This window comes from Pantoea sp. UYEF8 (assembly GCF_040546285.1).
Taxonomy (GTDB): Bacteria; Pseudomonadota; Gammaproteobacteria; order Enterobacterales; family Enterobacteriaceae; genus Pantoea; species Pantoea brenneri.
The window spans coordinates 98164-125148 of the sequence record NZ_JBEPNM010000002.1; the positions used below are offsets into that span (position 1 = coordinate 98164).

Genomic DNA, 26985 nt, shown 5'->3' on the forward strand with positions numbered 1-26985 from the left:
GCTGACTCCTTTCAGCCGCACTTTTCGGCACCCGCTTGTCGAAACCGCTTACGCCTCTTAAGGCCAGGCTCATAGCGGCTAAAACCAGCTGCATTTTAATGTCTGGCGAAATGCGCTAAATCGGGCGCTGATCGGCAGAATAAATAGCTGTCCGCGCATCTGGCGTCAGGGCGCTTTTTCCCTTACATTAGGCGCGTTTTCCTCCCCTGTGGTACGGAGTCTGTCGTGAACCCTGCGCTGTTAGATTTATCAGGTTATATAAAATTTTTTGTCGGGCTTTTTGCGCTGGTCAATCCGGTAGGCATTATTCCGGTGTTTATCAGCATGACCCGCTATCAGGGGGCTGCTGAGCGTAATAAAACCAACCTGACGGCCAACCTCGCGGTCGCCATCATTCTGTGGACCTCACTGTTTCTCGGTGATGCGATTCTGCATATTTTCGGTATCTCTATCGACTCCTTCCGCATTGCCGGGGGAATTCTGGTAGTGACCATCGCCATGTCGATGATCAGCGGTAAGCTGGGCGAAGATAAGCAGAACAAACAGGAAAAATCAGAGACCGCGATTCGTGAAAGTGTCGGGGTGGTACCGCTGGCACTGCCGCTGATGGCCGGACCCGGTGCCATCAGTTCGACCATTGTCTGGAGCACGCGCTATCACAGCTGGGTCAATCTGCTGGGATTCAGCCTGGCGATTGCGCTTTTTGCCTTCTGCTGCTGGCTGTTGTTTCGGGCTGCACCTTTAATGGTGCGGGTGTTAGGCCAGACCGGTATTAACGTGATCACCCGTATTATGGGGCTGTTGCTGATGGCGCTGGGTATTGAGTTCGTGGTTACCGGAATGAAATCTATTTTCCCCGGTTTACTCAATTAAATTCCCCACTTAATTCAGGGGTCGAAGCGAAGTCGTGAATCATTATGGTGCAAAGCCCGAAAAAGCTGCACCATAAACATGCAATTATTCATCCCGCTTAATAGATTCAGCAGATTATCACTTTCATTACTGCTGGCCGGAATTTGCCGCTTGTTAGCCGCAGCAATGTCACAATTTTCACATGATAATCTGCTTTCTAATTCTCGCTTAGCCTGACAAATCGCGCCCCTGCTCCCAGCCGGCGCGCATTCATCGCGTCTGATGGCGTATCCCCGGTATAATTGCCAAAAAAGCGTTTTTATCCCTTCGGCAGAGCTGCAGAAAGTCTGTTTTTATCTAAAATCTCTATTTTTCATATCGATAAGATATTTTCAGGACAAAAATTAACACTTCCGCTGCCTGACTTCTCATGATAAAAGAGAATTAGTTAACATTTTAGCTATTTTGCTTTGGCACCCTTCCGCTGCTTCTGATAATTTTTGGCGCAACGTAAAATTTTTTCTCCGACAGCCCAAAGTGAGAACGCTTTTTGCTTAAGCCTATCGGGATACTTAATAAAAGGTTGGCGCTTTCGCATGACTGGGATGAAAAACTTGCAGCAACAACGGTGTAAAATTGCGTTATGTCTGTTAATCGCTTTTTCACCGGCCTATGGTGCCACGGTGCCAGCCGGGACGACGCTGGCGCCGATGCAGCAAATTGTTATTAATAACGGCTCAGAGGTGGCGTCGCTCGACCCACATAAAGTCGAAGGCGTGCCAGAATCGAATATTATTCTTAATCTGCTTGATGGGCTGGTTAACACCGATAACAGCGGCAAGGTGGTGCCTGGCGTGGCGGAGAGCTGGCAAAACCAGCAAGGGACTCAGTGGACCTTTACCCTGCGGAATGACGCAAAATGGAGCAACGGCGAACCGGTAACCGCCGATGATTTCGTCTATAGCTGGCGTCGACTGGCCGATCCCACGACGGCTTCTCCTTATTCCAGCTATCTGCAGGCTGCGCATTTCGCCAACATTGATGCCATTCTGGCCGGTAAAATGTCACCCGATCAGCTCGGTGTGAAGGCGCTGGATGCCCATCATCTGCAAATTACCCTGAGTGAACCGGTGCCTTATCTGGTCGCCATGCTGGCGCATACCGCGATGAAGCCGGTCTATGCCCCGGCGATCAAGCAGTGGGGCGAGGCCTGGACCCGTCCGGGTCACTATGTGGGCAACGGCGCGTATACGCTGAGCGACTGGGTGGTCAATGAAAAAATCGTACTGCAGCGCAATCCACACTACTGGGATAACAGCCATACGGTGATTGAGCAGGGCACTTTCCTGCCGATCGCCTCGGAAAACAGCGATATTAATCGCTATCGCAGCGGCGGTACGGACATTACCAACAGCGCAATCCCGCCAGAAATGTTCGGCAAACTGCGTCAGGAGTTGGGCGAGCAGGTCAAAGTCAGTCCGCTGCTTTGCACTTTCTATTATGAAATTAATAATAAAAAGCCGCCATTTACCGATGCGCGCGTTCGTGCTGCGATCAAGATGACCCTCGACCGTGAAGTCATTGCTAACAAGATCATGGGGCAGGGTCAGATTCCGGCCTACAGCCTGACGCCACCGTTTACCGCCGGGATCAATTTAACCCCACCGGCGTGGTTCAGACAGACACAGGCGCAGCGCAATCAGGCGGCGAAAAAGTTACTGGCAGAGGCCGGGTTTGATGACAGCCATCCGCTGACCTTCACGCTGCTCTACAACACCTCCGATCAGAATAAACGCCAGGCGATCGCTGCTGCCTCAATGTGGCAGAAAAACCTCGGCGCGAAGGTGACGTTACAGAATCAGGAGTGGAAAACTCTGCTGGAGACCCGTCATCAGGCGCAGTATGACGTGGTTCGCGCCACCTGGTGCGCGGATTACAACGAGCCGTCGACCTTTCTCAACATGCTGATCGGTAACGCCTCAATCAATACTGCCTTTTACCGCAGCCCGACGTTTGATCGCCTGATGTCGGAGACCCTGACCGCCAGCAGTGAAGCACAACGCGCCAGCCTCTATCAGCAGGCTGAAACACAACTCGACAAAGACTCACCAATTGTGCCAGTTTACTACCGCGTGAGTGTGCGCCTGGTGAAGCCCTGGGTTGGCGGCTTTACGGGTAAAGACCCGCAGGACATGACAGACCTGAAATACTATTTCATCAAACAACACTGAGCCGCGCGCTTACCTGGCGAGACAGTCGGGGAGCGCGCGTCCGTGCAGACCACAGTATGTGGTCACTATCCTCAGGTTAACCAGCCGGGGATCCCGAGACGGGGGACGCCGGGGCAGTCAATCGCCCCGGCGACGATAATAAAACTGGAGTGTAATAATGAACAACATCACGAAGAAAAGCCTGATTGCAGCGGGCGTGTTTGCTGCAGTCAGTGCCCTGGCAGGGAATGCAGTTCTGGCGGCTACAGTGCCAGCTGGCGTTGAGCTGGCAGCAAAACAGGAACTGGTACGCGGCAATGGCGATGAAGTACAGTCGCTCGATCCGCACAAAATTGAAGGCGTGCCGGAAGATAACGTGGCGCGCGATCTCTACGAAGGTCTGCTGGTCAGTGACAGCAATGGCCACCCGGTGCCGGGCGTAGCGGAAAGTTACGAAAACAAAGATTTCAAAGTGTGGACTTTCCACTTACGTAAGAATGCCAAATGGTCGAACGGCGAGCCGGTCACCGCACAGGACTTCGTCTACAGCTGGCAGCGTTTGGTGGATCCGAAAACCGCCTCACCTTACGCCAGCTATCCGCAGTATGGCCATATCCTGAATGTTGATGAGATCATCGCCGGCAAAAAACCGACCTCCGATCTGGGCGTGAAGGCGATTGATGACCATACGCTGGAAGTGACCCTGAGTGAGCCGGTTCCTTATTTCAACAAGCTGATGATCAACTCCGTGATGTCGCCGGTGTATAAGCCCGCGATTGAGAAGTTCGGCGATCAGTGGACTCAGCCACAGAACTGGGTCGGCAACGGCGCGTTTAAACTGGATGCGCACGTGATCAACGAACGCATCACGCTGGTGCGGAACCCGCAGTACTGGGATAACGCCAACACCATTCTGAACAAAGTGACCTTCCTGCCGATCAATTCAGAAGTCAGTGACGTTAACCGTTACTTCTCTGAGAACGGCAGCGACATGACCTACAACAACATGCCGATTGAGCTGTTCAAAAAGCTGCAGCGCGATAACGGCAAAGAACTGCACGTTGATCCCTATCTCTGCACCTATTACTACGAAATCAATAACCAGAAAGCGCCATTCACCGATCCTCGCGTGCGCGCCGCGCTGAAGCTCGGCCTGGATCGCGACATCATGGTGAATAAAGTGCTGGCCCAGGGTCAGATGCCAGCCTACAGCTTCACGCCGCCATCAACCGACGGTATGGAGATTCTGCCGCCAGACTGGTTCAAATGGACGCAGGAAAAACGTAATGAAGAGGCGAAGAAATTGCTGGCTGAAGCCGGTTATACCGCCGATAAACCGCTGACTTTCAACCTGCTGTATAACACTTCCGACCTGCACAAGAAGCTGGCTATTGCCGCCTCGTCGATCTGGAAGAAAAATATCGGGGTGAACATCAAGCTGGAAAACCAGGAGTGGAAAACCTTCCTTGATACGCGTCATCAGGGCAACTTCGACGTTTCGCGTGCCGCCTGGTGTGCTGACTATAACGAACCGACGTCTTTCCTGAACATCATGCTGTCGAACAGCAGCAGTAACACCTCGCACTATAAGAGCGAGGCATTCGATCAGGTACTGCGTGATGCAATCAAAGCGCCGGATGACAAAGCCCGTGCCGCCGACTACCAGCGTGCCGAGCAGATTCTGGATAAAGACAGCACCATCGTTCCGGTCTACTACTACGTTAACGCGCGTCTGGTGAAACCGTACGTCGGCGGTTACACCGGCAAAGATCCGCTGGATAAATCGCAGGATAAGAACTTCTACATCATTAAACACTAATAGCACACAGGCTATCGACAGCGGCGGCGCGTCTGCGCCGCCTTTACGTTTTATTTATTTGTTGTGAAGCAACAGCCTGGTAGGTACGGCAATGTTAAAATTCATCCTGCGTCGCTTGCTTGAAGCGCTCCCGACGCTGTTCGTCCTGATTACCATCTCCTTCTTTATGATGCGACTGGCACCCGGCAGTCCCTTTACCGGTGAGCGCACCCTGGCGCCGGAAGTCATGGCCAACATTGAGGCGAAATATCACCTCAACGATCCGATTGGTAAGCAGTATGTCGATTACCTGGTGCAGCTGGCGCACGGCGATTTCGGCCCCTCATTTAAATATAAAGATTATTCGGTTAACTATCTGGTTGGCCATGCGTTTCCGGTTTCAGCCAAACTCGGTCTGGCTGCCTTCGTGCTGGCGGTGGTACTGGGCGTTGCTGCCGGGGTCATCGCCGCGCTTAAACAGAACAGTCTGTGGGATTTCGCGGTGATGGGGGTGGCAATGACCGGCGTGGTGATACCGAGTTTCGTGGTGGCACCGTTGCTGGTTCTGGTGTTTGCCATCACGCTGAAATGGCTACCCGGCGGTGGCTGGAATGGCGGACAGTGGAACTACATGCTGCTGCCGATGGTGGCGCTCTCGCTGGCCTATATCGCCAGCATCGCACGTATCACCCGCGGATCGATGATTGAAGTAATGCACTCCAACTTTATCCGTACCGCCCGTGCCAAAGGGCTGCCGCTGCGCCGCATCGTGCTGCGCCACGCGCTGAAGCCGGCGCTGCTGCCGGTAATCTCCTATATGGGGCCGGCCTTTGTCGGCATCATCACCGGCTCAATGGTGATTGAGTCGATCTACGGCCTGCCGGGCATCGGTCAGCTGTTTGTTAACGGCGCACTGAACCGTGACTACTCGCTGGTAATGAGCCTGACCATTCTGGTGGGTTTGTTAACCATTCTGTTTAACGCGATTGTTGACGTGCTGTATGCCGTTATCGATCCGAAAATTCGTTACTGATTGCGGAGTTCGCCATGATGTTAAGTAAGAAAAACAGCGAAGCTCTGGATGCGTTCAGTGAGAAGCTGGAAGTGGAAGGGCGCAGTCTGTGGCAGGACGCCCGCCGTCGTTTTATTCATAACCGCGCGGCTTCAATCAGCCTGCTGGTACTGCTGCTGATTACGCTGTTTGTGATCGTTGCGCCGATGCTGTCGCAGTTCACCTATGACGATACCGACTGGGGCATGATGTCCTCTCCGCCGGACACGACCTCCGGCCACTGGTTTGGTACCGACTCGTCGGGACGCGATCTGCTGGTGAGGGTGGCAATTGGCGGCCGGATTTCACTGATGGTGGGTGTGGCATCCGCCTTGATCGCGGTAATCGTGGGGACCCTGTACGGTTCCGTTGCCGGTTACCTCGGCGGCAAAACCGACTCGGTGATGATGCGTATTCTGGAAATCCTCAACTCTTTTCCGTTTATGTTCTTCGTCATTCTGCTGGTGACCTTCTTTGGCCGTAATATCCTGCTGATCTTTGCCGCCATCGGCATGGTGTCGTGGCTGGATATGGCGCGTATCGTGCGTGGACAAACCCTGAGCCTGAAGCGCAAAGAGTTTATTGAAGCCGCCCACGTTGGCGGCGTCTCCACCTGGAAAATCGTGGTGCGCCACATCGTGCCGAACGTGCTGGGCGTGGTGGTGGTTTACGCCTCGTTGCTGGTACCCAGCATGATTCTGTTTGAATCCTTCCTGAGCTTCCTTGGGCTGGGAACGCAGGAACCGCTCAGCAGCTGGGGCGCGTTGCTCAGCGATGGGGCTAACTCAATGGAAGTGTCGCCGTGGTTGCTGCTCTATCCGGCGGGCTTTCTGGTGGTAACGCTGTTCTGTTTCAACTTTATCGGCGATGGCCTGCGTGATGCCCTCGACCCGAAAGATCGTTAAGGAGTTTCCCGATGACCATTCATGAATTCCAGCCAGCAATGGCGGCCCGCGCGGGAAGCGAACAGTTACTGCAGGTGAAGGATTTGCGCGTCACCTTCGGCACTCACGACGGCGATGTGACCGCCGTCAACGATCTTAACTTTTCGCTGCGCGCCGGTGAAACGCTGGGTATTGTCGGCGAATCCGGTTCCGGCAAATCACAGACCGCCTTCGCCCTGATGGGGCTGCTGGCTAAAAACGGCCGTATCGGCGGCTCGGCGCTGTTCAACGGCAAGGAGATCCTCAACCTGCCCGAGCACCAGCTTAACCGGCTGCGCGCCGAGCAGATTGCCATGATCTTCCAGGACCCGATGACCTCGCTCAACCCCTACATGCGGGTCGGTGAGCAATTAATGGAAGTGCTGAAGCTGCACAAGGGCATGAACAGCGCCCAGGCCTTCGAAGAGTCGGTCAGAATGCTGGACGCGGTGAAAATGCCAGAAGCACGCAAGCGGATGAGAATGTATCCGCATGAGTTCTCCGGCGGGATGCGTCAGCGTGTGATGATCGCCATGGCGCTGCTGTGCCGGCCAAAACTGCTGATTGCTGATGAGCCGACCACGGCGCTCGACGTGACGGTGCAGGCGCAGATTATGACGCTGCTCAACGATCTCAAACGCGAGTTCAACACCGCCATTATCATGATCACTCACGATCTAGGCGTCGTCGCCGGGATCTGCGACAAAGTGCTGGTGATGTACGCCGGACGTACCATGGAATATGGCCGCGCTCGTGACGTTTTCTATCAGCCGGCGCACCCGTATTCAATCGGCCTGCTGAATGCGGTGCCGCGTCTGGATGCTGAAGGCGAGAGTCTGACCACCATTCCCGGCAATCCGCCTAACCTGCTGCGTCTGCCGCCGGGCTGCCCGTTCCAGCCGCGTTGTCCACATGCGATGGATATCTGTGCCAAAGCGCCGCCGCTGGAACCGTTCGGGGATGGGCGTTTACGTGCCTGCTTTAAGCCGGTGGAGGAATTAATATGAGCGCCATAGCCGAAAAAAGAGTGTTACTGGAAATCGCCGACCTCAAGGTGCATTTCGATATCAAAGATGGCAAGCAGTGGTTCTGGCAGCCGTCAAAGACCCTGAAAGCGGTGGATGGCGTCAGCCTGCGCCTGTACGAAGGGGAGACGCTGGGCGTGGTCGGTGAATCGGGCTGCGGTAAATCGACGCTGGCGCGGGCGATTATCGGCCTGGTTAAAGCCACCGACGGTCGGGTGGCGTGGCTGGGCCGCGATCTGCTGGGGCAGAGCGAAGAGGAGTGGCGCAAGGCGCGCAGTGACATCCAGATGATCTTCCAGGACCCGCTGGCTTCGCTCAATCCGCGTATGACCATCGGCGATATCATTGCAGAGCCGTTGCGCACCTATCATCCGAAAATGGCGCGTCAGGAAGTCAAAGATCGCGTCAAAAATATGATGATGAAGGTCGGTCTGCTACCGAACCTGATCAACCGCTATCCGCATGAGTTTTCCGGCGGCCAGTGCCAGCGTATCGGTATCGCGCGTGCGCTGATCCTCGAGCCTAAGCTGATTATCTGTGATGAGCCGGTATCAGCTCTCGACGTATCGATCCAGGCGCAGGTGGTGAATCTGCTGCAGCAGTTGCAGCGCGAAATGGGGCTGTCGCTGATCTTTATCGCGCACGATCTGGCGGTAGTGAAACACATCTCCGATCGGGTGCTGGTGATGTATCTCGGTCATGCGGTCGAACTCGGCACCTACAGCGAGGTCTACAGCAATCCGCAGCATCCTTACACCAAAGCGCTGATGTCAGCGGTGCCGATTCCCGATCCGGATCTGGAAAAGAACAAGCAGATTCAGCTGCTGGAAGGGGAGTTGCCGTCTCCGATCAATCCGCCGTCAGGCTGCGTGTTTCGCACCCGCTGCCCGATTGCCGGACCGGAGTGCGCTAAAACCCGGCCGCTGCTGGAAGGCAGTTTCCGCCACGCGGTCTCCTGCCTCAAGGTCGACCCGTTATAATGCAAAACGCCGGGCAGTGGCCCGGCGTTTTTTATCGCTGCGACGGCTATTCACGCCACAGGATATGACACAGCTTGTGGTCTTTTTCACGGCACAGCAGTACGCGTGCAAAGACGTCGGTAATCGGTTCACCATCCGCTTCACCCAGTCCAATCACCACTTCCGCGAAAAAGTCAGGATTCAGATCGAAATCAACATGTTCCTGCCAGTCATCAGAAGGATCGAACAGCTCAGCGCCGCCACGTTCTTCGAACTGCAGATTAAAAAGGATGATGTCTGCCGGATCGAGATTATCGCCTGCCAGCTCAAGAAAAATATCGTAAGCCTGTTCCAGCGTTTCGTCTTCAGTAAGGCGATTATTTAAATCCATGGTCTGTCCTGTCTGCCCTGCGGGCGTTTACACAATTTGGCTCGTTTTACAGTAAAGGGCTAAAGAAGTAAAACAGTCGTTCGACGATGCGTTGCCACCAGGCACGTTTTGACCAGCGCTTACCGTCCAGCAGGCGTGAGCGGGCAATATAGTCATCCTGCACGCAGGACAGATCGCTGCCAAATCCGGCATCGTCTACCACCAGTGTAATCTCAAAATTGAGCCACAGGCTGCGCATATCAAGATTTACCGTGCCGACCAGGCTGAGCTGTCCATCAACCAGAACGCTTTTGGTATGCAGCAGACCATCTTCAAACTGATAAATTTTAACGCCCGCCTCCAGTAGTTCACTGAAGAACGCCCGGCTGGCCCAGCCCACCAGCAGGGAATCGTTATGCCGAGGGACAATAATGCTGACATTCACGCCGCGCTGCGCCGCGGTGCAGATGGCATGCAGCAGATCGTCGCTTGGCACGAAGTAGGGCGTGGTCATGATCAGCTGTTCGCGAGCGGAATAGACCGCCGTCAGCAGCGCCTGATGGATCATATCCTCCGGGAAGCCAGGACCTGAGGCGATAACCTGCACCGTGTGCCCGCTCTCCTGCTCAAACGGCATGATATTGCGGTCGGGCGGTGGCGGCAGGATCCGTTTACCGGTTTCAATCTCCCAGTCGCAGCTGAAGACAATCCCCATTGCGGTGGCCACCGGGCCTTCCATCCGCGCCATCAGATCGATCCACTGCCCGACGCCCGCGTTCTGCTTGAAGAAGCGCGGATCTACCAGATTCATGCTGCCGGTGTAGGCAATATAGTTATCGATTAACACAATTTTGCGGTGCTGACGCAGGTCCATCCGGCGCAGGAATACGCGCAGCAGGCTGACCTGTAACGCTTCCACCACATCGATGCCGGCATTGCGCATCATGCCCACCCACGGACTGCGGAAAAAGGTGACGCTGCCAGCCGAGTCGAGCAGCAAACGGCAATGTACGCCGCGACGTGACGCCGCCATCAGCGACTCCGCCACTTCATCTGCCAGACCGCCAGGGTGCCAGATATAGAACACCATTTCGATATTGTGACGCGCCAGCTGGATGTCACGGATCAGCGCCTGCATCACATCATCCGAGCTGGTGAGCAGTTGCAGCTGGTTGCCTTTGACGCCAGCAATGCCCTGACGGTGATGACAAAGCTCGAACAGCGAGCGCGCAACGTCGCTGTGTTCGGTGGCAAAGATTTCACGGCACTGCTTCAGATCGTTCAGCCAGCGGGCCGTCGAGGGCCACATGGTGCGAGCGCGTTCGGCACGCCGTTTACCCAGGTGCAGTTCGCCAAAGGAGAGGTAGGCGATAATACCCACCAGCGGCAGAATATAGATAATCAGTAGCCAGGCCATCGCCGAGGTGACGGCGCGGCGCTTCATCAGTATTCGCAGGGTGACACCGGCGATCAGCAGCCAGTAGCCAAACAGCAGCATCCAACTGATCAGGGTGTAAAAAGTGGTCATTAAGTGGACATCCCGTTCGCGCTTTCGTCTGGCAAGTTTACGTGCTGTTGCGGGTCAGCGAAACCCCCTGACCTGAGCCATCTGTTCAGATCCGATTTGGCATTGGCGATAAGATCTTTATAATACGTGCGCGTGAATTCGATGTCAGAGAGGAAGTGATGAGACGAAGCAGAAATGAAGTGGCGCGCTGGAGAATGTTACGTCAGGTGCACCGCCGCCGTTCACGCTGGCTGGAAGGGCAGTCACGCCGTTATAAGCGTATCCACAGTATTCGCCATCAGCTGGCGCAGCAGCAGCGTCGCTCCATTCTGTTTATTACGCAACAGTTGTAATCGCCGTCGCTGACGGTTCAGGCGGGCAAGCGGGCAGCCGGCTGGGGAGAATCCCCGGCACCTTCCCGCCAGTCCGATGCCGGCTCAGGCTTCGAAAAAGCCCATCTCCGCCAGAAAGTGGCGCGCCTGCAGATGCTCCTGTTGCGACGCGCCGCGATCCTTCACTTCACACATCAGGCAATCTGTTGGGCTGCCCACACCCATCGGACGTCGGTAACCGGCGCGGTCATACCATTCAAAAGACCACTTATCTGTTTTGCGATGGTAATAAATGGTTAACCAGGCAGAGCAGTTTGCCGGGTAGCCGCTCAGCACTTCTGTTTTCGGATCGGCAATTCCCTGCACCCGGGATAACAGCTGATCGAAGAAAGTTGAGGCGCCCTGAATATTATAAGTTTTATGCATATTGAGCCTGCGACTGTGCTGTAGCGTCCATTCTGCGTGTCAGAGTGTAATAAAGAAGTCATAAATGTAGACAGCGATGCGCAATAATTCCTGTTCAGGCTAAAAAAAAATCTTTCAGCACGCGCTTTTATCACTGTCGGCGACGTCTCACGCGAGTCCCGTCAGGCGCTAATGGCGGGCTGGCGAAGCCTCTCGCAGCGATTACAGTTAATTCTGTACAACTTTACAATCACGCAAGTGACTGTTTGATGGCCATTTATTTCTTTGATTGCTGTTTCAATGTAAATAACAGCGTAAATACCTGTACAACCATCCCTAGGTTGTATAGCTTTACTGCATCGGTTGTAAAAATTAAACGAACTCTATGAGGGTTAACCATGCAAACCAACGTACGAATTCCGGCCTCCATTGCTGATATTTCTGCCTATCTCAACAGTGCCGCTCTGCCGTCGCAGCAGGCGATTCTGGGTTCAGTGGTAACCGAGATTATGCGTTCCGGACGCAGTCTCAATCGTAAGGCGATCTGTACCCGATTGATTAGCCGCTTGCAGGACGTCACCAGTGCGGAAGAAGAACAGCATTACCATGCGCTGATTGGCTTACTGCTGGATCGTAATTAATTCGCTGGTGAGTGCATGTGCGCTATAGCTGGCGTTGCCCGCGCGCTACCGCATCGCCGCAAATTGCCAGGGAAAATGCAGCCCGCCACCTTCTGATATCTGGCGAGCAAGCCAGGCTTCAGATACCGCGCAAGCGGGTGGAGCATATTGACAAGGCGTCAGCGTTTTTGTAGAAATTAGCCATCTTTCGTGATCGTTTTTCGTTGTCCAATCATTCATCTCTCACGGAAGATCGAAGCCCTGCCAGACCGGCAGGGCTTTTGTTTTTCCCCACGTCAATCCGCTCATGATCAATCCAGTAAATAGATGCCCGCAACAATCGCGCTGACAGACATGATATGCAGCAATTCGGTCATGACGGCCTCTCCTGTTGTGTTTAACGGTCCTTTCAGTCAAGAACAGGCTGGCTGATTGGTCAAAAAAATTTACATTTTTACCGACCAGTATGCGGTGGTGATGCCAGCTTTCTTAATTAATCCGCTGAAAATTAACTCTTCCTGACACTTGTCGCTGCGGTTATTGTTTAGCGATGCTAAGTGTTGCTGGGTGGGACACACTACGCCAGCGGATTGTTCAGACGCCTGTCAGCAGGCGTGAAAATTTACGCTGCGCTAAACCGGTAAGAATCACTGCGGATCGGGGAGCGGTGCATGCAGTTTTTAACAGCACCTCGGATTGCTGTTTTTCAGATCCGGCGATAAATTGATAAGAAATACCTTTGGGAGTCAGTCGATGAAGAAGAAATCAAACCGTGGCGTTATCGCCTTAGCCTGCTGTCTGCTGTTCACCTCGCCCGCGTTACTGGCCAATCCGGGTAACGGCAATGGTAACGGCAATGGTCATGGACATTCCGCCGATCATGGTGGCAAAGGCGAAGGCAAAAACGGCAAAGATCATTCGTCTAAGGGCAAAAAGAACAAGGGCGGCGATCCTCACCGGGCGGAGTCAGAGATCAGCTATGCGTTCGCACGCGATCTGGCCAGACAGCATGGGCTGACCGGTTATTCATCGCTGCCACCGGGTATTGCGAAAAATCTTGCGCGGGGTAAACCTTTGCCGCCCGGGATAGCCAAACGATCGGTGCCGCCTTCAATGCTGGACAACCTGCCGGATTATCCTGGTTATCAGTGGAAAATTGTCGGGGATAACCTGGTGCTGATTGCGCTCAGTACTGCGGTGGTGACGGCGATCATCAATAACGTCTTCGATTAAGCTAAGCGGGCGACACGAATCGAAAAAAACTGCCGGACTGAACTGCGCCCCAAAGGCTGGACACCCAACCGGGCAGGGTGCAGTTTTTTATTTTGAATTCGGCCGGCAAAGGGTTTAACCGGCCAGTCGCGCCTGCGCAGTCAGCAGCAGGGTTACGTTCACCAACTGCAGCGCCGCTGCCAGCACAACGCACATCACAATCAGCGGTTTTTTCTTACTCCAGCCGTGGACCCGCCATAAATAGAGCGCGGTCCCAATCAGCGCCACGATCGGCACCAGCAGCGCCAGAATCATCATTTGCATTGTTGCTTCATCCGAAAAACAAAAATGGCTTCTGTGCGCCGCACCGAAGCCATTTTTTTACCTGGTCCGCGCGATCAGAAAACGCGTTTAAACGGTTTCACGGCGACCTGTTTATAGACGCCAGCGGCAATATAGGGATCATCTTCTGCCCACGACTGCGCTGCTTCTAATGACGGGAACTCGGCAATCACGGTAGAACCGGTGAAACCCGCCACGCCCGGATCGTTGCTGTCGACAGCAGGCATCGGACCCGCAATGATCAGGCGTCCTTCTTCATGCAGTAGTTTCAGGCGAGCCAGATGAGCAGGGCGCACCGCGTTACGTTTTTCCAGTGAATCTGCGTTGTCTTCTGCATAAATGACGTAAAGCACTTGGGAGCTCCCATTAACTCTTCAGAATTTCGCAACACGTTAAGGGATTGCCGATCAGAGTGCAAATGAAACCTCTGACCACTGCAATGCTCAGCATAAAGGGCTAAAAAGCGCTTTTCTTTCGGCCGGATGGCGGGAGTTATTGAAACTGATTGCTATTTGCATTTAAAATCGGCTCTTCATTCAATGACTGCGACTGTTATGACCACGCTGACTATGCCATTACCAAAACGCACGCCTGTCTCCATGTTATTGTCTGTTGCTTTACATGGTGCCGTAATTGCCGGCATTCTTTATGCCTCATTCCATCAGGTGCTCGAAGTCCCTAAAGCGTCGCAGCCTATCAGCGTAACCATGGTCGCCCCTGAAATCCAGCCTGAGCCGGCGCCGGCAGTGGTTGAGCCGCCTGCCCCACAGCCTGAACCGCAGCCGGAACCTGAACCAGTACCAGAACCTCAGCCGGCCCCGGAACCCCCAAAGGCCGAGCCGGTGCCGATTCCTAAGCCGGAACCGAAGCCCAAACCTAAACCGAAGCCGGAACATAAGCGTGAGCAGCCTAAACGCGAAGTCAAACCGCGTCACGAGAGCAAGCCGCAGGCTAATCCGTTTAAGCAGGAGGCGCCCGCTACTCAGAACAAGCCGACCGCCGCGCCGAAGTCGACGCCAGCACCGAGTCAGACGGTCTCTAATGGGCCGAAAGCACTGAGCGTCAGCAAGCCAGGCTATCCACCGCGTGCACTGGCGCTACGTGTAGAAGGCCGGGTGAGAGTCAAATTTGATGTCGACAGCGAAGGGCGGGTGGATAACATCCAGATACTTTCCGCTGAGCCGCGTAATATGTTTGAACGCTCAGTTAAACAGGCGATGAAGCAGTGGCGTTACCAGAGTGGGCGTCCGGGGCAGGGCCTGACCATGAACATTGTGTTTAAGATCAGTGGCGGAGCCAGTATCGAATAGAAAGCTGGCGGTCAGGTAACAAGCTTGCCTGACCGCCAGGCGACCGGTTAATCGCTGGGTTGCTGATTGGCCCGTCCGGCAGGCAGCGGACGTGAATTACCGTCATTGTCGACCGCGACGTAGATAAATACCGCTTCGGTGGCACAGTACGTCTGCCCAATCGGCTCTGACGACACCTTCTTGATCCATACTTCGACATTGATGGTCATCGAACTGTTGCCGGTACGGATGCAGCGTGCATGACAACTGACCACATCGCCCACCGCCACCGGTTTCATAAATGACATGCCATCAACCCGCACCGTAACCACCCGGCCTTCGGCAATTTCTTTGGCCAGGATCGCACCGCCCATATCCATCTGAGACATCAGCCAGCCGCCAAAAATATCGCCGTTGGCGTTGGTGTCTGCTGGCATGGCTAACGTACGTAACACCATTTCGCCTTGCGGCAACTTATGTTTTTCGCCCATTGCTTTCATTCTTCTGCAGGTGATCGCTAAAAAAATGCCCGGCATAGCGGGCAGAGTGATTATTTTTGTTGTTGTTGCGGCATCTGTCGCCAGATATAGAGCCCGCTGATCAGGGTAAACAGTAAGGTGAGACCGGTCAGACCAAACACCTTAAAGTTAACCCAGAATGCCTGGGATAACCAAAAGGCAACATAGATATTTACCAGGCCGCAGATCAGGAAAAAGATCGCCCATGCGGTGTTCAGCCGACGCCAGACCGGGTCCGGCAGCTGTAACTCTTTGCCCAGCATGCTCTGGATCAGCGTTTGTTTCATAAACCACTGGCTGTAGAGCAGCGCCACGGCAAACAGGCTGTAAATCACCGTCACTTTCCACTTAATGAACTCATCGTTGTGGAATACCAGCGTCAGCGTGCCAAATACCGCCACCAGCACAAAGGTGAAAATCGTCATCTTTTCCAGTTTACGGTAGAGCACCCAGCTGACGACTAAGGCCAGACCGGTTGCGACAATCAACGCGCCAGAGGCAACAAAGATGTCGTACAGCTTGTAGAAGATGAAAAACACCACCAAAGGGAGAAAGTCGAGTAACTGCTTCATAGTCATTCCAGTCAGAGCTGAAGTGGGGACGGATGCGCCCGAAGGCGCATCAGCCATCAACGTAACAGCATATACAGCCGGTACAGATAGATAATTAACATGGCCGAAACCAGATTACCTGCAGCGGTAAAAATCACCGAGGAGACATTCATCGGCAGGACGGTTAGCGAGGAGAAAAACAGCATCACCACTACTTTCGCCAGCAGCCAGAGAATAATGGCTGGCGCGATCAGTTTCACGTTCTTCCAGGCCATCCGCATGCTGGCGCGCATCGCAGCGAACACGCCGATCTTCTCGCTAGCCAGCATCACCGGCGCCAGTGACAGCAGAATAGTCAGCAGAATACCGGGCACCACCAAAATCATAAAGCCGAGCTGCGCTACCAGCGTAATCAGGAAGGTCAGCAGTAACAGCTTCGGCAGTAACGGTGCTGCCGTACCAATGGCACGCAGCGCACTGACCCGCTGGCCAGAAGAGACCATCGGTATCAGACACAACATCCCGCCGAGCAACAGCGTATTGCCCACCAGCGCCGCGAAGGTGCCCGCCGCAGAGGCGCGCAGCAACACCTGCTGCTGTTCAGGTGACATATTCTGCACCATCTCAAATAATGAACTGGCACTGTCGTCGCCCTGCTGCAGGATCGCCATCTGATCGGCGCCTGGGGTCAGCACATGTACCAGCATTACGGTGATGAAAGCGGTCAACAGCGACATCAACAGTAAAGTAACCAGCTGATGGCGGGCAAAATTTCCAGTGTCACGGTATAACGAGCTTGCCGTGATAGACATGTACACTCCTTGGAGGAACCGGGTTAATTAACCCGGCGATTGTACATGTTCTGGCAGCTCGCGGGCACCCGCCGCGGCATAACTTTCTGTCATTACAGGTAAAGATGGGTGAAAAAGGGCGGGAAGACCGTAACGGGCGCGGGCGCGATCGCAGGCTTCATTGGCGATGCCTTCTTCACCCGACATCGCAAACTCCCGACAGGGCGTCGGGCGTTGTTCATAAATTCCACACGAGACACAGCCGCCAATCTCGCCCTGCAGGGCAACACAGCGGGGTGCGCGATCGTTAGTGCCGCGCATATTGCGCATCAACAGGCTTAGCGGCTCGGTTAATTCAGTCGGCACCGGACCGCCAGCATCATCGGCTTCAGCCCAGTAGAAAGAGACGCGGAAATGGGCGCAGCAGGCGCCACAGCTGACACAAGGATTTGAAGTTTCGCTCATTTGATCACCCGCCACTCCTGAGGCATCGAACCAAAATCAACAATCTGGATCAGCAAAATAAGCCGGGCAAAATATTTCGGCAAGGGGTATTTCTTAGCGCCCGCACCGGCCAAAATTGATCTACATCAACCCATTGTTTTTTAATTAAATTATTTCAGCCGGCCGGAGTGCAATTTTATGTAAATCACGTTAAATCTTTGCTAACAAAAAATTGATGACCTGAGTGTTTTTCCCTTTAGCAAAGGAGTGACGATGAAACTGGCAAAATGCGCAATGTTACTGGCTCTGGCTTTACCCCAACTGGCGATGGCTCATGAGGCGGGCGATTTTTTTATGCGCGCGGGCAGCGCCACGGTACGGCCGACGGAAGGTTCCGACAACGTGCTCGGCATGGGCGAGTTCAGCGCCAGTAACGATACCCAGCTTGGCCTGACCTTTACCTATATGGCGACGGATAATATCGGGGTTGAACTGCTGGCCGCCACGCCGTTCCGGCACAAAGTGGGGCTGGGTCCAACCGGCACGCTGGCAACGGTACGTCAGCTGCCGCCAACGCTGATGGCGCAATACTATTTCTTTGACAGCAAAAGCAAAGCGCGCCCGTATATCGGGGTCGGTATCAACTACACCACCTTTTACGACGCTGACTTCAACCAGACCGGCCGTGATGCAGGTCTCAGCGATCTGAGCGTAAAAGATTCCTGGGGCGTAGCGGGACAGGTCGGTCTGGATTACCAGATTAACCGCGACTGGATGCTGAATGCGTCAGTGTGGTACATGGATATTGATACTGAAGTGAAGTTCAAGGCAGCAGGCGAGCAGCAGAACATCAATATGCGCATCGATCCCTGGGTTTTCTTCTTCGGCGCGGGTTACCGCTTCTGATGAGAAAAAGGCCGCTGTTTAAGCGGCCTTTTTGCTAAGCACAGCAGCGATTACTTGATCTGCATATTGTTAACAACGGATTTCACGCCTGGCACGCTGCGCGTAACCTGCACCGCGCGATTAGCCATCTGTGGTGATGAGACAAAACCGCTCAGCTGAACTTTACCTTTAAAGGTTTCTACGTTGATTTCAGTCGATTTCAGCGAGTCATCTTTCAGCAGTTCACCTTTCACTTTGGTGGTCACCACGGTGTCGTCGATATAGCCACCGGTTCCTTCTTTAGTCGCGGTTGGCGCACAGGCGCTCAGTGTCAGCGCAACCACACCCGCCATCAACGCACCCGCCAGCAGTTTAAATAATTTCATTGCTTTCTCTCCCTGTCACAAATTGGATGCGACGTTACCGTAACGGCGCTCTGACATTGTGGTGCAGATTTTGCAAAAAGGGCAAATGGCGGGATGTAAAAAATGGAAAGAAATCATGCCTTATCACCTGATAAGGCATGCTGACAGAATTAACGGCTGGCGGCTTTGAGGCTGCTGACGAAGTTTTTCAGTTCGCGCAGCATCACGTCCGGTTCGGCGTGATTTTTTTCAATGATTCGCACAATGGCGGAGCCAGAGATAGCGCCGGCGGCACCGGCGGCGATTGCTTCCTTCACCTGCGACGCTTCAGAAATACCGAATCCCTGCAGCGGCGGGGCTGCGTTGTATTCACGTAGCTTTTCAATCAGATGCTGCAGCGGCAGGCTGGCACGGTTTTCAGCGCCGGTAACGCCGGCACGGGAGAGCAGGTAGGTATAACCGCGTCCGTGTGAGGCAATCTCCCGCAGCAGGGTATCACTGGCATTTGGCGGGCAGATGAAAATCGGCGCGATACCGTGACGCAGCGCCGCCTGACGGAACGGTGCTGACTCTTCCACCGGCACATCTGCCACCAGCACTGAATCGACACCGGCTTCGGCGCAACGCGCGTAAAACGCATCCACGCCGTTGGTGAACACCAGATTGGCATACATCAGTAAACCGATCGGCAAATCCGGGTATTTACGCCGGATGGTCGCCAGCATCTCAAAGCACTGGCTGATGTTGGTGCCCGCCGCAAAGGCGCGCAGCGTCGCGTTCTGAATGGTCGGGCCGTCGGCCAGCGGATCGGAGAAGGGGATGCCTAACTCCAGCGCATCGGCGCCGCCTTCCACCAGAGCGTCAATCACCTGTAATGAAAGTTCCGGCGATGGATCACCCAGCGTCACAAAAGGGACAAAAGCGCCTTCGTTACGGGCTGAGAGACGTTTAAACAGTTGATCGTAACGTTCCATCAGATTTCTCCCTGCGCAGTCAGAATGTCGTGAACGGTGAAAATATCTTTATCGCCCCGGCCAGAAAGGTTAACCACCACCAGTTGCTCTTTGTCCGGCTCGGCCTGAATCATCTTCAGGGCGTACGCCAGTGCATGTGATGATTCCAGTGCCGGAATAATACCTTCAGCGCGGCACAGTTGTTTGAAGGCTGCCAGCGCTTCGTTATCAGTAATCGAAACATACTCGGCGCGGCCAATGCTGTTCAGATGCGCATGCTGCGGTCCGACTGACGGAAAATCGAGGCCAGCAGAGATCGAGTAAGACTCTTCAATCTGACCCTCTTCGGTCTGCATCATCGGGGCTTTCATACCGAAGTAGATACCAACGCGGCCATGTTTCAGCGGCGCGCCATGCTCACCGGTTTCAATGCCGTGTCCCGCTGGCTCAACGCCAATCAGCTTAACGCTGCTTTCATCAATAAAGTCCGCGAACATGCCGATGGCGTTAGATCCTCCGCCGACGCAGGCGATAATGGCGTCCGGCAGGCGACCCTCTTTTTCCAGAATCTGCTTTTTGGTCTCTTCACCGATCATCCGCTGGAACTCACGTACGATGGTCGGGAATGGATGCGGGCCAGCGGCGGTACCCAGCATATAGTGAGCGGTTTCATAGCTGCCTGACCAGTCGCGCAGCGCCTCATTACAGGCATCCTTCAGCGTGGCTGAACCACTGTGTACCGGGATCACTTCAGCACCCATCAGACGCATACGGAATACGTTAGGAGACTGACGCTCAACGTCTTTAGCCCCCATATAGATGCGGCACTTCATTCCCAGCAGCGCGCAGGCCAGCGCGGAGGCGACACCGTGCTGGCCGGCACCGGTTTCTGCGATGATTTCATTCTTGCCCATACGTTTGGCAAGCAGCGCCTGGCCCAGCACCTGGTTCGTTTTGTGCGCGCCGCCGTGCAGCAGATCTTCGCGCTTCAGGTAGAGCCGGGTTTTGCTGCCTTTCGTCAGGTTCTTACACAGCGTCAGGGCGGTAGGACGGCCGGCATAGTTCTTCAGCAGGTCCATGAATTCCGCCTGAAACTCAGGATCTTTCTGTGCGTCGACAAACGCCTCTTCCAGCTGGCGCAGCGCTGGCATCAGGATCTGCGGAACATACATTCCGCCAAATTCGCCAAAGTAGGGGTTGAGTAACGTCATTTTTAGCTTCCTTTTTCGGGCCCGCCGTAGAGCAGGCCAGGCAAATCAGTAGGCGCGCAGTGTCTGGAACACCGCCGCGATTTTACGGGCATCTTTGATACCGGGCGCGCTTTCCACCCCTGAGTTGAAATCGAGACCGGCACAGCCCAGCTGCGCCGCTTCAACACAGTTATCCGCGCTCAGACCACCGGCCAGCAGCACGTCATTCAGCGTCTGGCCCTGTAACAGTGACCAGTCAAAGCGCTGACCGGTTCCGCCGTCGCCATTATCAAACACGTAACGATCAATGTGCGGCCAGTTGCGCGCCGGTAAGGCACCTTCAACGCGCAGCGCTTTCCAGATCTCAATGCTGGCGGGCAGGGCCGCGCGCAGTTCGCTGACGAAATCCGGGTCTTCATTGCCGTGCAGCTGGACGGCGGCCAGCGAAAGCGCGGTGGCTTTGGTGACAACGTCACTAATGGCGTTGTTGCGGAACACGCCAACGTAGCGCAATGGCGCGGCGTTGATCACCGTACGGGCGGCCTCAGTTTCGATGTGACGCGGCGAACCTTCAGCAAAAATCAGGCCGCCGTAGAGGGCACCGGCTTCATAGGCGGCACGCGCGTCTTCCGCGCGGGTCAGGCCACAGACTTTATTGGCACCCAGCGTCACCCGGCGCACCGCCGCGGTCAGGTCGGGTTCTTCCATCAGGGCGGAACCGATCAGGAAGCCATTGGCAAAGTGGCTGAGCTCACGAATATCTGCGTAGCTGTTGATGCCCGATTCGCTGATTACTGTGACGCCGTGCGACAGGCGCGGGGCCAGCTGGCGGGTGCGGTTAAGATCGATCGACAGATCGCGCAGATCGCGGTTATTAATCCCGACCACTTTGGCCTGCAGCGCAATGGCGCGCTCCAGCTCCTGCTCATTACTGACTTCGGTCAGGATGCCCATTTTCAGGCTGTGGGCGACGGCGGCCAGCTGACGATACTGCTCATCATCCAGCACTGACAGCATCAGCAGAATGGCGTCTGCCTGATAGTAACGCGCCAGATAGATCTGATACGGGTCGATGATAAAGTCTTTGCACAGCACCGGCTGGGTGATAGCGGCGCTGACGATCGGCAGAAAAGCGAAGTCGCCCTGAAAGTATTTTTCATCGGTCAGCACCGACACTGCCGAAGCGTAGTGCCGGTAAACACCGGCAATCGCGGCCGGATCAAAATCGGCGCGGATAATCCCTTTAGAGGGCGACGCTTTTTTACACTCGAGGATAAACGCGGTTCGCGCACCCTGGAGCGCATCATAAAAATGACGGCTGGCAGGCTCAATGCTGTTCTGAAAGGTAGAAAGAGGCTGCTGCTGCTGACGCGCTTCAACCCAAATCGCTTTGTCCTGCACAATTTTTTCTAACACGGTACCTTGCATGGTTATCCTCTTGCTGCCAGAGCGACCACGCGCTCGTAAGCCTGTCCACTGCGGATAGCGTTGAGCGCACGCTGTGCATTTTCACGCAGATCTTCATGACCGAATACTTTAAGCAGCATCGCCACATTGACGGCGACCGCTTCCTCATGGGCCTGCTGGCCATTACCCTGGAGTAAAGCCGTGAGAATGTCACGATTTTCTTCCGGCGTGCCGCCAGCCAGCGCTTCCTTAGGATGGAAGCCAAAACCGAAGTCTTCCGGCGACAGCTGATAGCGGGTGATTTCCCCGTCACGCAGCTCTGCCACATGGGTCACGTCGTGCAGCGCCACTTCATCCATCCCGCCGCCATGCACCACCGCTGCACGCTGATAGCCCAGCACTTTCAGGGTCTGCGCAATCGGCATCACCAGCTCCGGGCTGTAAACGCCAATCACCGCCAGCGGTGGACGTGCCGGGTTAATCAGCGGGCCCAGGACGTTAAACAGCGTCCGCGTTTTGAGCTGCTGGCGCACCGGCATCGCGTGGCGAAATCCGGTGTGATACTGCGGTGCAAACAGGAAGCAGACGTTGAGATCGTCCAGCGCCTGGCGTGCTTGCTGAGCCGGCATATCCAGATTGATGCCAAACGCCGCCAGCAGATCGGATGAACCGGACTTGCTGGAGACGCTGCGGTTGCCGTGCTTCGCCACTTTCAGGCCGCAGGTCGCCGCGACAAACGCACTGGCGGTTGAAATATTAATGCTGTTGCTGCCGTCACCGCCGGTTCCGACGATATCGGCAAAAGCGTAGTCGGGGCGCGGGAAGGGTTTGGCATCTTCCAGCAGCGCGGTTGCCGCACCGGCGATCTCTTCTGGCGTTTCGCCCCGGACTTTCATCGCAATCAGGGCTGCCGCCAGTTGGGTCGGCTCCAGCTGACCGGTAATAATCGCGCTGAACAGCTGATGACTCTCAGCCTGATTCAGCGTCTGCGCCTGGTAAAGTTTTTCCAGTGTCTGTTGCATAGTCATTCTCCCTGTTACTTCGCCAGCGCCCAGGCCAGCGTCTGCTCAAGCAGTCGCGCGCCCTGAGTAGTCAGGATGGATTCAGGATGGAACTGGAATCCGCATACCCGGTCAGTTTCGTGGCGAACCGCCATCACCATGCCGTTGTAGCTGGCATTGACGGTGAGTTCATCCGGCGTATTACTGCCGACCAGTGAGTGATAGCGTGCCACCGGCAGCGGGTTGCTCAGGCCGGCAAACATCGCCTCGCCATCGTGAACCACCGCGGAGGCTTTCCCGTGCAGGATCTCGCCAGCCTGACCGACATGACCGCCATATTCTTCAACAATTGCCTGATGGCCGAGGCAGATCCCGATAATCGGTAAACGGCCGCGCAGCGTCCGCAGCAGTTCAGGCATGCAGCCAGCCTCTTTCGGCGCGCCCGGACCTGGCGACAGCATCAGCACCGGATTCTCCATCTGCTGCAGGTGTTCAATTAACAGCGCCGCCGGCAGGTTGTTGCGGTAGATCACCACGTTGTGACCAAAAGTCCGCAGTTGGTCGACCAGGTTATAGGTAAATGAGTCGATGTTATCGAGCAGCAGAATATCGGCCATCAGAAGATCTCCTTGCAGTGATGGGCGGTTGCAATGGCGCGCAGCACGGCGCGGGCTTTATTGCGGCTCTCATCGGCTTCCGCCTGCGGATTCGAGTCCAGTACCACACCTGCACCCGCCTGAACGGTTGCTACCCCGTCTTCAACATAAGCAGAGCGGATGACGATGCAGGTATCCAGATCGCCATTGGCGGTGAAATAGCCGACCGCACCGCCGTAGCTGCCGCGGCGGGTACCTTCGGCCCCGGCGATCAGCTGCATGGCGCGTACTTTCGGTGCTCCGCTCAGGGTGCCCATGTTCATGCAGGCGCGATAGGCGTGCAGCACATCAAGATCGGCGCGCAGGGTGCCGACCACGCGAGACACCAGATGCATCACAAACGAGTAGCGATCAACCTTGGTCAGATCGGCGACGTAGCGGCTGCCCGGCACGCAGATACGTGCCAGATCGTTACGCGCCAGATCGACCAGCATCAGATGCTCCGCCAGCTCTTTATGATCAGTGCGCATCTCCAGTTCGATCCGGCTGTCCAGATCGCGGTCCAGCGAACCGTCCGCTTTACGACCGCGTGGACGGGTGCCAGCAATCGGGTAGATCTCAATCTGACGTGAGCTGGCGTCATACTTCAGCGAACTTTCTGGTGAGGCACCAAACAGCGCGAAATCCTGGTCCTGCATAAAAAACATATACGGGCTGGGATTGCTGTTTTTCAGCGTGTCGTAGGCGGCCAGCGGCGAAGGGCATGGCAGTGAAAAACGCCGTGAAGGCACCACCTGGAAGATTTCGCCGATGCGAATCGCCTGCTGCATGGTGCGCACCACCTCGCAATATTCTTCATCGCTCTGGCTGGTGGTCAGCGTCATCTGCTCAACCGTCTGAACCGGCAGCGCCGGAGCCGGCTGCAGCATCTGGCCATGCAGTTGCTCAATCCGGCGTTGCAGACGCTGGAATTCATTGGTCGACGGGCAGAACAGGCTGGCCTGCAGCCGCGCGCTGCGGGTCTGGTGATCGATCACCAGCAGCGTTTCCGCCAGATAAAAACAGTAGTCCGGGCAGCGCTGCTGATTCTCCAGCGGCGGCAGGGTTTCGAAGCCCGCCACCAGATCGTAAGCAAACAGGCCGCCTAACAGCACGGCTTCACGCTCATCGGCTGGCGAATTGACCAACTGGGGAATCAGACGCAGCGCGTCAAACACCGACAGCGCCTGCAGACGTGAATCTTCATCCTGCGGGCCGCTGCTCTGCGGGAAAGTCAGCTCGCGGCCATCGGGACGCACCTGATTATCGACGGAGCCGGGCAAAGCCGCGTCCAGCAGCGGCAGCAGCGCGCGGCCATTTTCTGACAGCGCCTGAATGGTCACCCGATTATCCAGCGCGCTGATACGCAGTGCGCTGTCGACAATCAGCAGGCTTTTGAGGTTCTTTTTGCTGTCGATATCGGCAGATTCAAGCAGCAGGGTTGCCGGGCGTGCGCCGCATAACTGATGAAACACTGCGGCCGGATCTTCGCGATAAGGTGCGTTGCCGGTAATCAACTTCACTGTAGGTTTCGCATTTGGCATGATGATTTCTCTGAATTTCGCTCAAAAAAAAGCCCGCTCGGTGGCGGGCTCAGGTATCTGCACAGCGTTTACGCAAGATGTGCACGACCACGTCGCCCGTGTTCGGGAACATCGCGCCACCAACCGTTAAAATGCGTGATTACAACAGCCATGATTGAATACCCGTTACGTGTGAACTTGTGTACTAGTTAACGGGTTCAGGGCGGAAATGTCAATACACTTTTTCACCGGCGGCTAAAATCGTTATCATGCTGGCCGGTTTAGTTTCCAGCAGGAGTTCTCTTGAGCGATATCGCCCGTTTCCCGGTTTATGATTTACACAGCCACACGCGGGCCTCGGATGGCTTTCTGACGCCGGCCGCGCTGGTACAGCGTGCGGTTGAGATGCGCGTAGGCGTACTGGCGATTACCGATCACGATAGCGTCGCTGGCGTGGATGAAGCCCGGCAAACGGCTATCGATCAGGCTTTGCCGATCAAAGTGCTGGCGGGCGTTGAGGTTTCCACCCTGTGGGAAAACCATGAAATTCATATCGTGGGATTAAATATCGATATCCGCCATCCGACCCTGGTCAGTTTTCTCGCCGGACAGCATGCCTGTCGGCAGGCGCGGGCGGAACAGATCGCCGAGCGGCTGGAGAAAGCCCGTATCCCGGGTGCGCTGGCGGGTGCGATGCGGCTGGCCGATGGCGGAGTGATCACCCGGGGCCACTTTGCCCGCTTCCTGATGGAGCAGGGCAAGGCGGATAATATGGCGCAGGTATTCAAAAATTATCTGGCGCGTGGCAAAACCGGCTACGTCCCGCCACAATGGTGTACAATTGAACAAGCTATTGATGCGATTCATCATTCTGGCGGTTGCGCGGTGCTGGCGCATCCCGGACGCTACGGCTTATCAGCGAAGTGGCTAAAGCGGCTGGTGGCCCATTTCCGCGAAGTCGGCGGTGATGCCATGGAGGTTGCACAGTGCCAGCAGGCGCCGAATGAGCGCACGCAGCTGGCGCAATACGCCAGAGACAATGCGCTGGCCGCATCACAAGGTTCTGATTTTCATCAACCCTGCCCGTGGATTGAACTGGGCCGCAAACTGTGGCTGCCCGCGGCGGTTGAGCCGGTATGGGAACGCTTCCCGGAACTGGCTCCCGGCGATTCAGGCACGGAAAGGTGACACGAGGTTTCTATGAGTCAATTGTTTCACATCCACCCGGATAACCCGCAACCCCGTCTGATTAACCAGGCGGTGGATTACCTTAATAAAGGCAGCGTGATCGTCTATCCGACCGATTCCGGCTATGCGCTGGGCTGCCGGCTGGAAGAGAAGGGCGCGATGGAGCGTATCTGCCGCATTCGTCAGTTGGATGGGCACCATAACTTCACCCTGATGTGTCGGGATCTCTCTGAGCTATCCGTCTATTCTCAGGTAGGAAATTCAGCCTTTCGTTTGCTGAAAAATAACACCCCGGGTAACTACACTTTTATTCTCAAGGCGACCAAAGAGGTTCCGCGTCGTCTGATGAATGACAAGCGGAAAACCATCGGGCTGCGCGTGCCGTCTAATCCGGTGGCGCTGGCACTGCTGGAGGCGCTGAATCAGCCGATGATGTCGACCTCGCTGATCCTGCCGGGTAACGACTTCACCGAGTCCGATCCGGAAGAGATCCAGCACAGCATTGGTAAGCTGGTTGATCTGATTATTGACGGCGGGACGCTGGGGCAACAGCCGACCACGGTGGTCGATCTGACCACCGATTCGCCGGAAATTGTGCGCGAAGGCGTGGGCGATACCCGCCCGTTCCTGTAACCAGAG

General features: G+C 55.4%; 28 protein-coding genes, 1 pseudogene and 1 other annotated feature. Of the genes and pseudogenes, 14 read left to right on the top strand and 15 right to left on the bottom strand.

Annotated elements, in window-relative coordinates:
• The first annotated feature begins 225 nt into the window (after positions 1 to 225).
• The 7 genes from ABIB18_RS03950 to oppF all read left to right on the top strand — a co-directional run bounded on the left by ABIB18_RS03950 (position 226) and on the right by oppF (position 8839).
• Entirely contained in the window at positions 226 to 873 is a 648-nt protein-coding gene (locus tag ABIB18_RS03950; RefSeq protein WP_031374584.1) for a YchE family NAAT transporter, read from the top strand.
• A gap of 584 nt (positions 874 to 1457) precedes the next feature.
• Positions 1458 to 3083, top strand: coding sequence for an ABC transporter substrate-binding protein (locus ABIB18_RS03955; protein ID WP_354473701.1), 1626 nt, complete (start codon positions 1458 to 1460; stop codon positions 3081 to 3083).
• A gap of 157 nt (positions 3084 to 3240) precedes the next feature.
• Positions 3241 to 4881 (top strand): oligopeptide ABC transporter substrate-binding protein OppA, encoded by a 1641-nt coding sequence (gene oppA, locus ABIB18_RS03960; RefSeq protein ID WP_354473702.1) that lies wholly within the window; start codon positions 3241 to 3243, stop codon positions 4879 to 4881.
• A 91-nt stretch (positions 4882 to 4972) separates the two neighbouring features.
• A complete protein-coding gene (oppB, locus tag ABIB18_RS03965; protein ID WP_031374581.1) occupies positions 4973 to 5893 on the top strand; it encodes an oligopeptide ABC transporter permease OppB in 921 nt (306 codons plus the stop codon).
• A 14-nt stretch (positions 5894 to 5907) separates the two neighbouring features.
• Positions 5908 to 6816 carry an oligopeptide ABC transporter permease OppC gene (oppC, locus tag ABIB18_RS03970; protein WP_031374580.1) on the top strand — a complete coding sequence of 303 codons (909 nt, stop codon included), beginning with the start codon at positions 5908 to 5910 and terminating at the stop codon, positions 6814 to 6816.
• Between the two features lie 11 nt (positions 6817 to 6827).
• Positions 6828 to 7841, top strand: a complete 1014-nt coding sequence (locus ABIB18_RS03975) for an ABC transporter ATP-binding protein (RefSeq protein ID WP_046288285.1) — start codon at positions 6828 to 6830, stop codon at positions 7839 to 7841.
• Positions 7838 to 8839: a murein tripeptide/oligopeptide ABC transporter ATP binding protein OppF gene (oppF, locus tag ABIB18_RS03980; protein ID WP_069728535.1), complete on the top strand. Its 1002-nt coding sequence runs from the start codon at positions 7838 to 7840 to the stop codon at positions 8837 to 8839. The genes ABIB18_RS03975 and oppF overlap by 4 nt, the downstream gene beginning before the upstream one ends.
• A 46-nt stretch (positions 8840 to 8885) precedes the next feature.
• Here oppF and ABIB18_RS03985 read toward each other — a convergent pair whose 3' ends face one another.
• Entirely contained in the window at positions 8886 to 9209 is a 324-nt protein-coding gene (locus tag ABIB18_RS03985) for an HI1450 family dsDNA-mimic protein (protein ID WP_031374578.1), read from the bottom strand.
• Positions 9210 to 9255: 46 nt separating this feature from the next.
• Positions 9256 to 10716, bottom strand: coding sequence for a cardiolipin synthase (gene cls, locus ABIB18_RS03990; RefSeq protein WP_031374577.1), 1461 nt, complete (start codon positions 10714 to 10716; stop codon positions 9256 to 9258).
• A gap of 158 nt (positions 10717 to 10874) precedes the next feature.
• On the opposite strand from cls, the gene ABIB18_RS03995 reads away from it, so the two are divergent.
• Complete coding sequence (locus ABIB18_RS03995; protein ID WP_089561442.1) at positions 10875 to 11048, top strand: YciY family protein; 174 nt, start codon at positions 10875 to 10877, stop codon at positions 11046 to 11048.
• A gap of 84 nt (positions 11049 to 11132) precedes the next feature.
• Here the strand turns inward: ABIB18_RS03995 and ABIB18_RS04000 are convergent, their stop codons facing one another.
• Positions 11133 to 11453, bottom strand: coding sequence for a hypothetical protein (locus ABIB18_RS04000; RefSeq protein WP_354473703.1), 321 nt, complete (start codon positions 11451 to 11453; stop codon positions 11133 to 11135).
• A gap of 377 nt (positions 11454 to 11830) precedes the next feature.
• Here ABIB18_RS04000 and ycgZ point away from each other — a divergent pair, with 377 nt between their 5' ends.
• Both ycgZ and ABIB18_RS04010 read left to right on the top strand, forming a co-directional pair.
• On the top strand, positions 11831 to 12073 hold the full coding sequence (ycgZ, locus tag ABIB18_RS04005; protein ID WP_031374575.1) for a regulatory protein YcgZ: 243 nt from the start codon (positions 11831 to 11833) through the stop codon (positions 12071 to 12073).
• A 732-nt stretch (positions 12074 to 12805) separates the two neighbouring features.
• Positions 12806 to 13285, top strand: a complete 480-nt coding sequence (locus tag ABIB18_RS04010; RefSeq protein WP_316552898.1) for an anti-virulence regulator CigR family protein — start codon at positions 12806 to 12808, stop codon at positions 13283 to 13285.
• Between the two features lie 114 nt (positions 13286 to 13399).
• On the opposite strand, the gene ABIB18_RS04015 is transcribed toward ABIB18_RS04010, so the two are convergent.
• Together ABIB18_RS04015 and ABIB18_RS04020 are read right to left on the bottom strand one after the other, a co-directional pair.
• On the bottom strand, positions 13400 to 13588 hold the full coding sequence (locus ABIB18_RS04015) for a hypothetical protein (RefSeq protein WP_354473704.1): 189 nt from the start codon (positions 13586 to 13588) through the stop codon (positions 13400 to 13402).
• A gap of 74 nt (positions 13589 to 13662) precedes the next feature.
• Positions 13663 to 13959 carry a YciI family protein gene (locus ABIB18_RS04020; RefSeq protein ID WP_031374572.1) on the bottom strand — a complete coding sequence of 99 codons (297 nt, stop codon included), beginning with the start codon at positions 13957 to 13959 and terminating at the stop codon, positions 13663 to 13665.
• 201 nt (positions 13960 to 14160) lie between these two features.
• On the opposite strand from ABIB18_RS04020, the gene tonB reads away from it, so the two are divergent.
• Positions 14161 to 14916, top strand: coding sequence for a TonB system transport protein TonB (gene tonB / locus ABIB18_RS04025; RefSeq protein ID WP_354473705.1), 756 nt, complete (start codon positions 14161 to 14163; stop codon positions 14914 to 14916).
• A gap of 47 nt (positions 14917 to 14963) precedes the next feature.
• On the opposite strand, the gene yciA is transcribed toward tonB, so the two are convergent.
• The 4 genes from yciA to ABIB18_RS04045 are packed head-to-tail and all read right to left on the bottom strand — an operon-like array spanning position 14964 to position 17220.
• Entirely contained in the window at positions 14964 to 15386 is a 423-nt protein-coding gene (gene yciA, locus ABIB18_RS04030; RefSeq protein ID WP_031374571.1) for an acyl-CoA thioester hydrolase YciA, read from the bottom strand.
• 59 nt (positions 15387 to 15445) lie between these two features.
• Positions 15446 to 15985: a septation protein A gene (locus tag ABIB18_RS04035; protein ID WP_031374570.1), complete on the bottom strand. Its 540-nt coding sequence runs from the start codon at positions 15983 to 15985 to the stop codon at positions 15446 to 15448.
• Between the two features lie 56 nt (positions 15986 to 16041).
• Positions 16042 to 16776 (bottom strand): YciC family protein, encoded by a 735-nt coding sequence (locus ABIB18_RS04040; protein WP_031374569.1) that lies wholly within the window; start codon positions 16774 to 16776, stop codon positions 16042 to 16044.
• Positions 16777 to 16803: 27 nt separating this feature from the next.
• Positions 16804 to 17220, bottom strand: coding sequence for a YkgJ family cysteine cluster protein (locus ABIB18_RS04045; protein ID WP_031374568.1), 417 nt, complete (start codon positions 17218 to 17220; stop codon positions 16804 to 16806).
• Between the two features lie 252 nt (positions 17221 to 17472).
• On the opposite strand from ABIB18_RS04045, the gene ompW reads away from it, so the two are divergent.
• Positions 17473 to 18105, top strand: a complete 633-nt coding sequence (gene ompW, locus ABIB18_RS04050) for an outer membrane protein OmpW (protein WP_031374567.1) — start codon at positions 17473 to 17475, stop codon at positions 18103 to 18105.
• A 50-nt stretch (positions 18106 to 18155) separates the two neighbouring features.
• Here the strand turns inward: ompW and ABIB18_RS04055 are convergent, their stop codons facing one another.
• The 6 genes and pseudogenes from ABIB18_RS04055 to ABIB18_RS04080 all read right to left on the bottom strand — a co-directional run bounded on the left by ABIB18_RS04055 (position 18156) and on the right by ABIB18_RS04080 (position 25179).
• The gene (locus tag ABIB18_RS04055) at positions 18156 to 18470 is read right to left on the bottom strand and encodes a BON domain-containing protein (RefSeq protein WP_031374566.1); all 315 of its coding nucleotides are present in this window, start codon (positions 18468 to 18470) and stop codon (positions 18156 to 18158) included.
• A gap of 149 nt (positions 18471 to 18619) precedes the next feature.
• Positions 18620 to 19423 carry a tryptophan synthase subunit alpha gene (trpA, locus tag ABIB18_RS04060; protein WP_031374565.1) on the bottom strand — a complete coding sequence of 268 codons (804 nt, stop codon included), beginning with the start codon at positions 19421 to 19423 and terminating at the stop codon, positions 18620 to 18622.
• Positions 19423 to 20613, bottom strand: coding sequence for a tryptophan synthase subunit beta (gene trpB / locus ABIB18_RS04065; protein ID WP_031374564.1), 1191 nt, complete (start codon positions 20611 to 20613; stop codon positions 19423 to 19425). The genes trpA and trpB overlap by 1 nt, the downstream gene beginning before the upstream one ends.
• Before the next feature lie 45 nt (positions 20614 to 20658).
• Positions 20659 to 22020 carry a bifunctional indole-3-glycerol-phosphate synthase TrpC/phosphoribosylanthranilate isomerase TrpF gene (gene trpCF / locus ABIB18_RS04070; protein WP_031374563.1) on the bottom strand — a complete coding sequence of 454 codons (1362 nt, stop codon included), beginning with the start codon at positions 22018 to 22020 and terminating at the stop codon, positions 20659 to 20661.
• A gap of 2 nt (positions 22021 to 22022) precedes the next feature.
• Positions 22023 to 23617: pseudogene (gene trpD / locus ABIB18_RS04075) on the bottom strand (bifunctional anthranilate synthase glutamate amidotransferase component TrpG/anthranilate phosphoribosyltransferase TrpD).
• Positions 23617 to 25179, bottom strand: coding sequence for an anthranilate synthase component 1 (locus ABIB18_RS04080; protein WP_031374562.1), 1563 nt, complete (start codon positions 25177 to 25179; stop codon positions 23617 to 23619). Before ABIB18_RS04080 ends, trpD begins: the two are co-directional and overlap by 1 nt.
• A 23-nt stretch (positions 25180 to 25202) precedes the next feature.
• Positions 25203 to 25307, bottom strand: a sequence feature (Trp leader region).
• A 154-nt stretch (positions 25308 to 25461) separates the two neighbouring features.
• Here ABIB18_RS04080 and rnm point away from each other — a divergent pair.
• Together rnm and ABIB18_RS04090 are read left to right on the top strand one after the other, a co-directional pair.
• Positions 25462 to 26346: an RNase RNM gene (gene rnm, locus ABIB18_RS04085; RefSeq protein ID WP_031374561.1), complete on the top strand. Its 885-nt coding sequence runs from the start codon at positions 25462 to 25464 to the stop codon at positions 26344 to 26346.
• 12 nt (positions 26347 to 26358) lie between these two features.
• Positions 26359 to 26979 carry an L-threonylcarbamoyladenylate synthase gene (locus tag ABIB18_RS04090; protein WP_031374560.1) on the top strand — a complete coding sequence of 207 codons (621 nt, stop codon included), beginning with the start codon at positions 26359 to 26361 and terminating at the stop codon, positions 26977 to 26979.
• Positions 26980 to 26985: the final 6 nt, after the last annotated feature.

Coding starts and splice junctions, on each gene's coding strand:
- ABIB18_RS03975 (WP_046288285.1), top strand. CDS start 6,828: ATGACCATTCATGAATTCCAGCCAGCAATGGCGGCCCGCGCGGGAAGC.
- ABIB18_RS04015 (WP_354473704.1), bottom strand. CDS start 13,588: ATGCAAATGATGATTCTGGCGCTGCTGGTGCCGATCGTGGCGCTGATT.
- tonB (WP_354473705.1), top strand. CDS start 14,161: ATGACCACGCTGACTATGCCATTACCAAAACGCACGCCTGTCTCCATG.
- ABIB18_RS03955 (WP_354473701.1), top strand. CDS start 1,458: ATGAAAAACTTGCAGCAACAACGGTGTAAAATTGCGTTATGTCTGTTA.
- ABIB18_RS04080 (WP_031374562.1), bottom strand. CDS start 25,179: ATGCCAAATGCGAAACCTACAGTGAAGTTGATTACCGGCAACGCACCT.
- ABIB18_RS04045 (WP_031374568.1), bottom strand. CDS start 17,220: ATGAGCGAAACTTCAAATCCTTGTGTCAGCTGTGGCGCCTGCTGCGCC.
- ABIB18_RS04010 (WP_316552898.1), top strand. CDS start 12,806: ATGAAGAAGAAATCAAACCGTGGCGTTATCGCCTTAGCCTGCTGTCTG.
- oppA (WP_354473702.1), top strand. CDS start 3,241: ATGAACAACATCACGAAGAAAAGCCTGATTGCAGCGGGCGTGTTTGCT.
- trpB (WP_031374564.1), bottom strand. CDS start 20,613: ATGACGTTACTCAACCCCTACTTTGGCGAATTTGGCGGAATGTATGTT.
- ABIB18_RS04040 (WP_031374569.1), bottom strand. CDS start 16,776: ATGTCTATCACGGCAAGCTCGTTATACCGTGACACTGGAAATTTTGCC.
- cls (WP_031374577.1), bottom strand. CDS start 10,716: ATGACCACTTTTTACACCCTGATCAGTTGGATGCTGCTGTTTGGCTAC.
- oppF (WP_069728535.1), top strand. CDS start 7,838: ATGAGCGCCATAGCCGAAAAAAGAGTGTTACTGGAAATCGCCGACCTC.
- ABIB18_RS03995 (WP_089561442.1), top strand. CDS start 10,875: ATGAGACGAAGCAGAAATGAAGTGGCGCGCTGGAGAATGTTACGTCAG.
- yciA (WP_031374571.1), bottom strand. CDS start 15,386: ATGGGCGAAAAACATAAGTTGCCGCAAGGCGAAATGGTGTTACGTACG.
- oppB (WP_031374581.1), top strand. CDS start 4,973: ATGTTAAAATTCATCCTGCGTCGCTTGCTTGAAGCGCTCCCGACGCTG.
- ABIB18_RS04090 (WP_031374560.1), top strand. CDS start 26,359: ATGAGTCAATTGTTTCACATCCACCCGGATAACCCGCAACCCCGTCTG.
- ompW (WP_031374567.1), top strand. CDS start 17,473: ATGAAACTGGCAAAATGCGCAATGTTACTGGCTCTGGCTTTACCCCAA.
- ABIB18_RS04000 (WP_354473703.1), bottom strand. CDS start 11,453: ATGCATAAAACTTATAATATTCAGGGCGCCTCAACTTTCTTCGATCAG.
- trpCF (WP_031374563.1), bottom strand. CDS start 22,020: ATGCAAGGTACCGTGTTAGAAAAAATTGTGCAGGACAAAGCGATTTGG.
- trpA (WP_031374565.1), bottom strand. CDS start 19,423: ATGGAACGTTACGATCAACTGTTTAAACGTCTCTCAGCCCGTAACGAA.
- ycgZ (WP_031374575.1), top strand. CDS start 11,831: ATGCAAACCAACGTACGAATTCCGGCCTCCATTGCTGATATTTCTGCC.
- ABIB18_RS04055 (WP_031374566.1), bottom strand. CDS start 18,470: ATGAAATTATTTAAACTGCTGGCGGGTGCGTTGATGGCGGGTGTGGTT.
- ABIB18_RS04035 (WP_031374570.1), bottom strand. CDS start 15,985: ATGAAGCAGTTACTCGACTTTCTCCCTTTGGTGGTGTTTTTCATCTTC.
- ABIB18_RS03985 (WP_031374578.1), bottom strand. CDS start 9,209: ATGGATTTAAATAATCGCCTTACTGAAGACGAAACGCTGGAACAGGCT.
- oppC (WP_031374580.1), top strand. CDS start 5,908: ATGATGTTAAGTAAGAAAAACAGCGAAGCTCTGGATGCGTTCAGTGAG.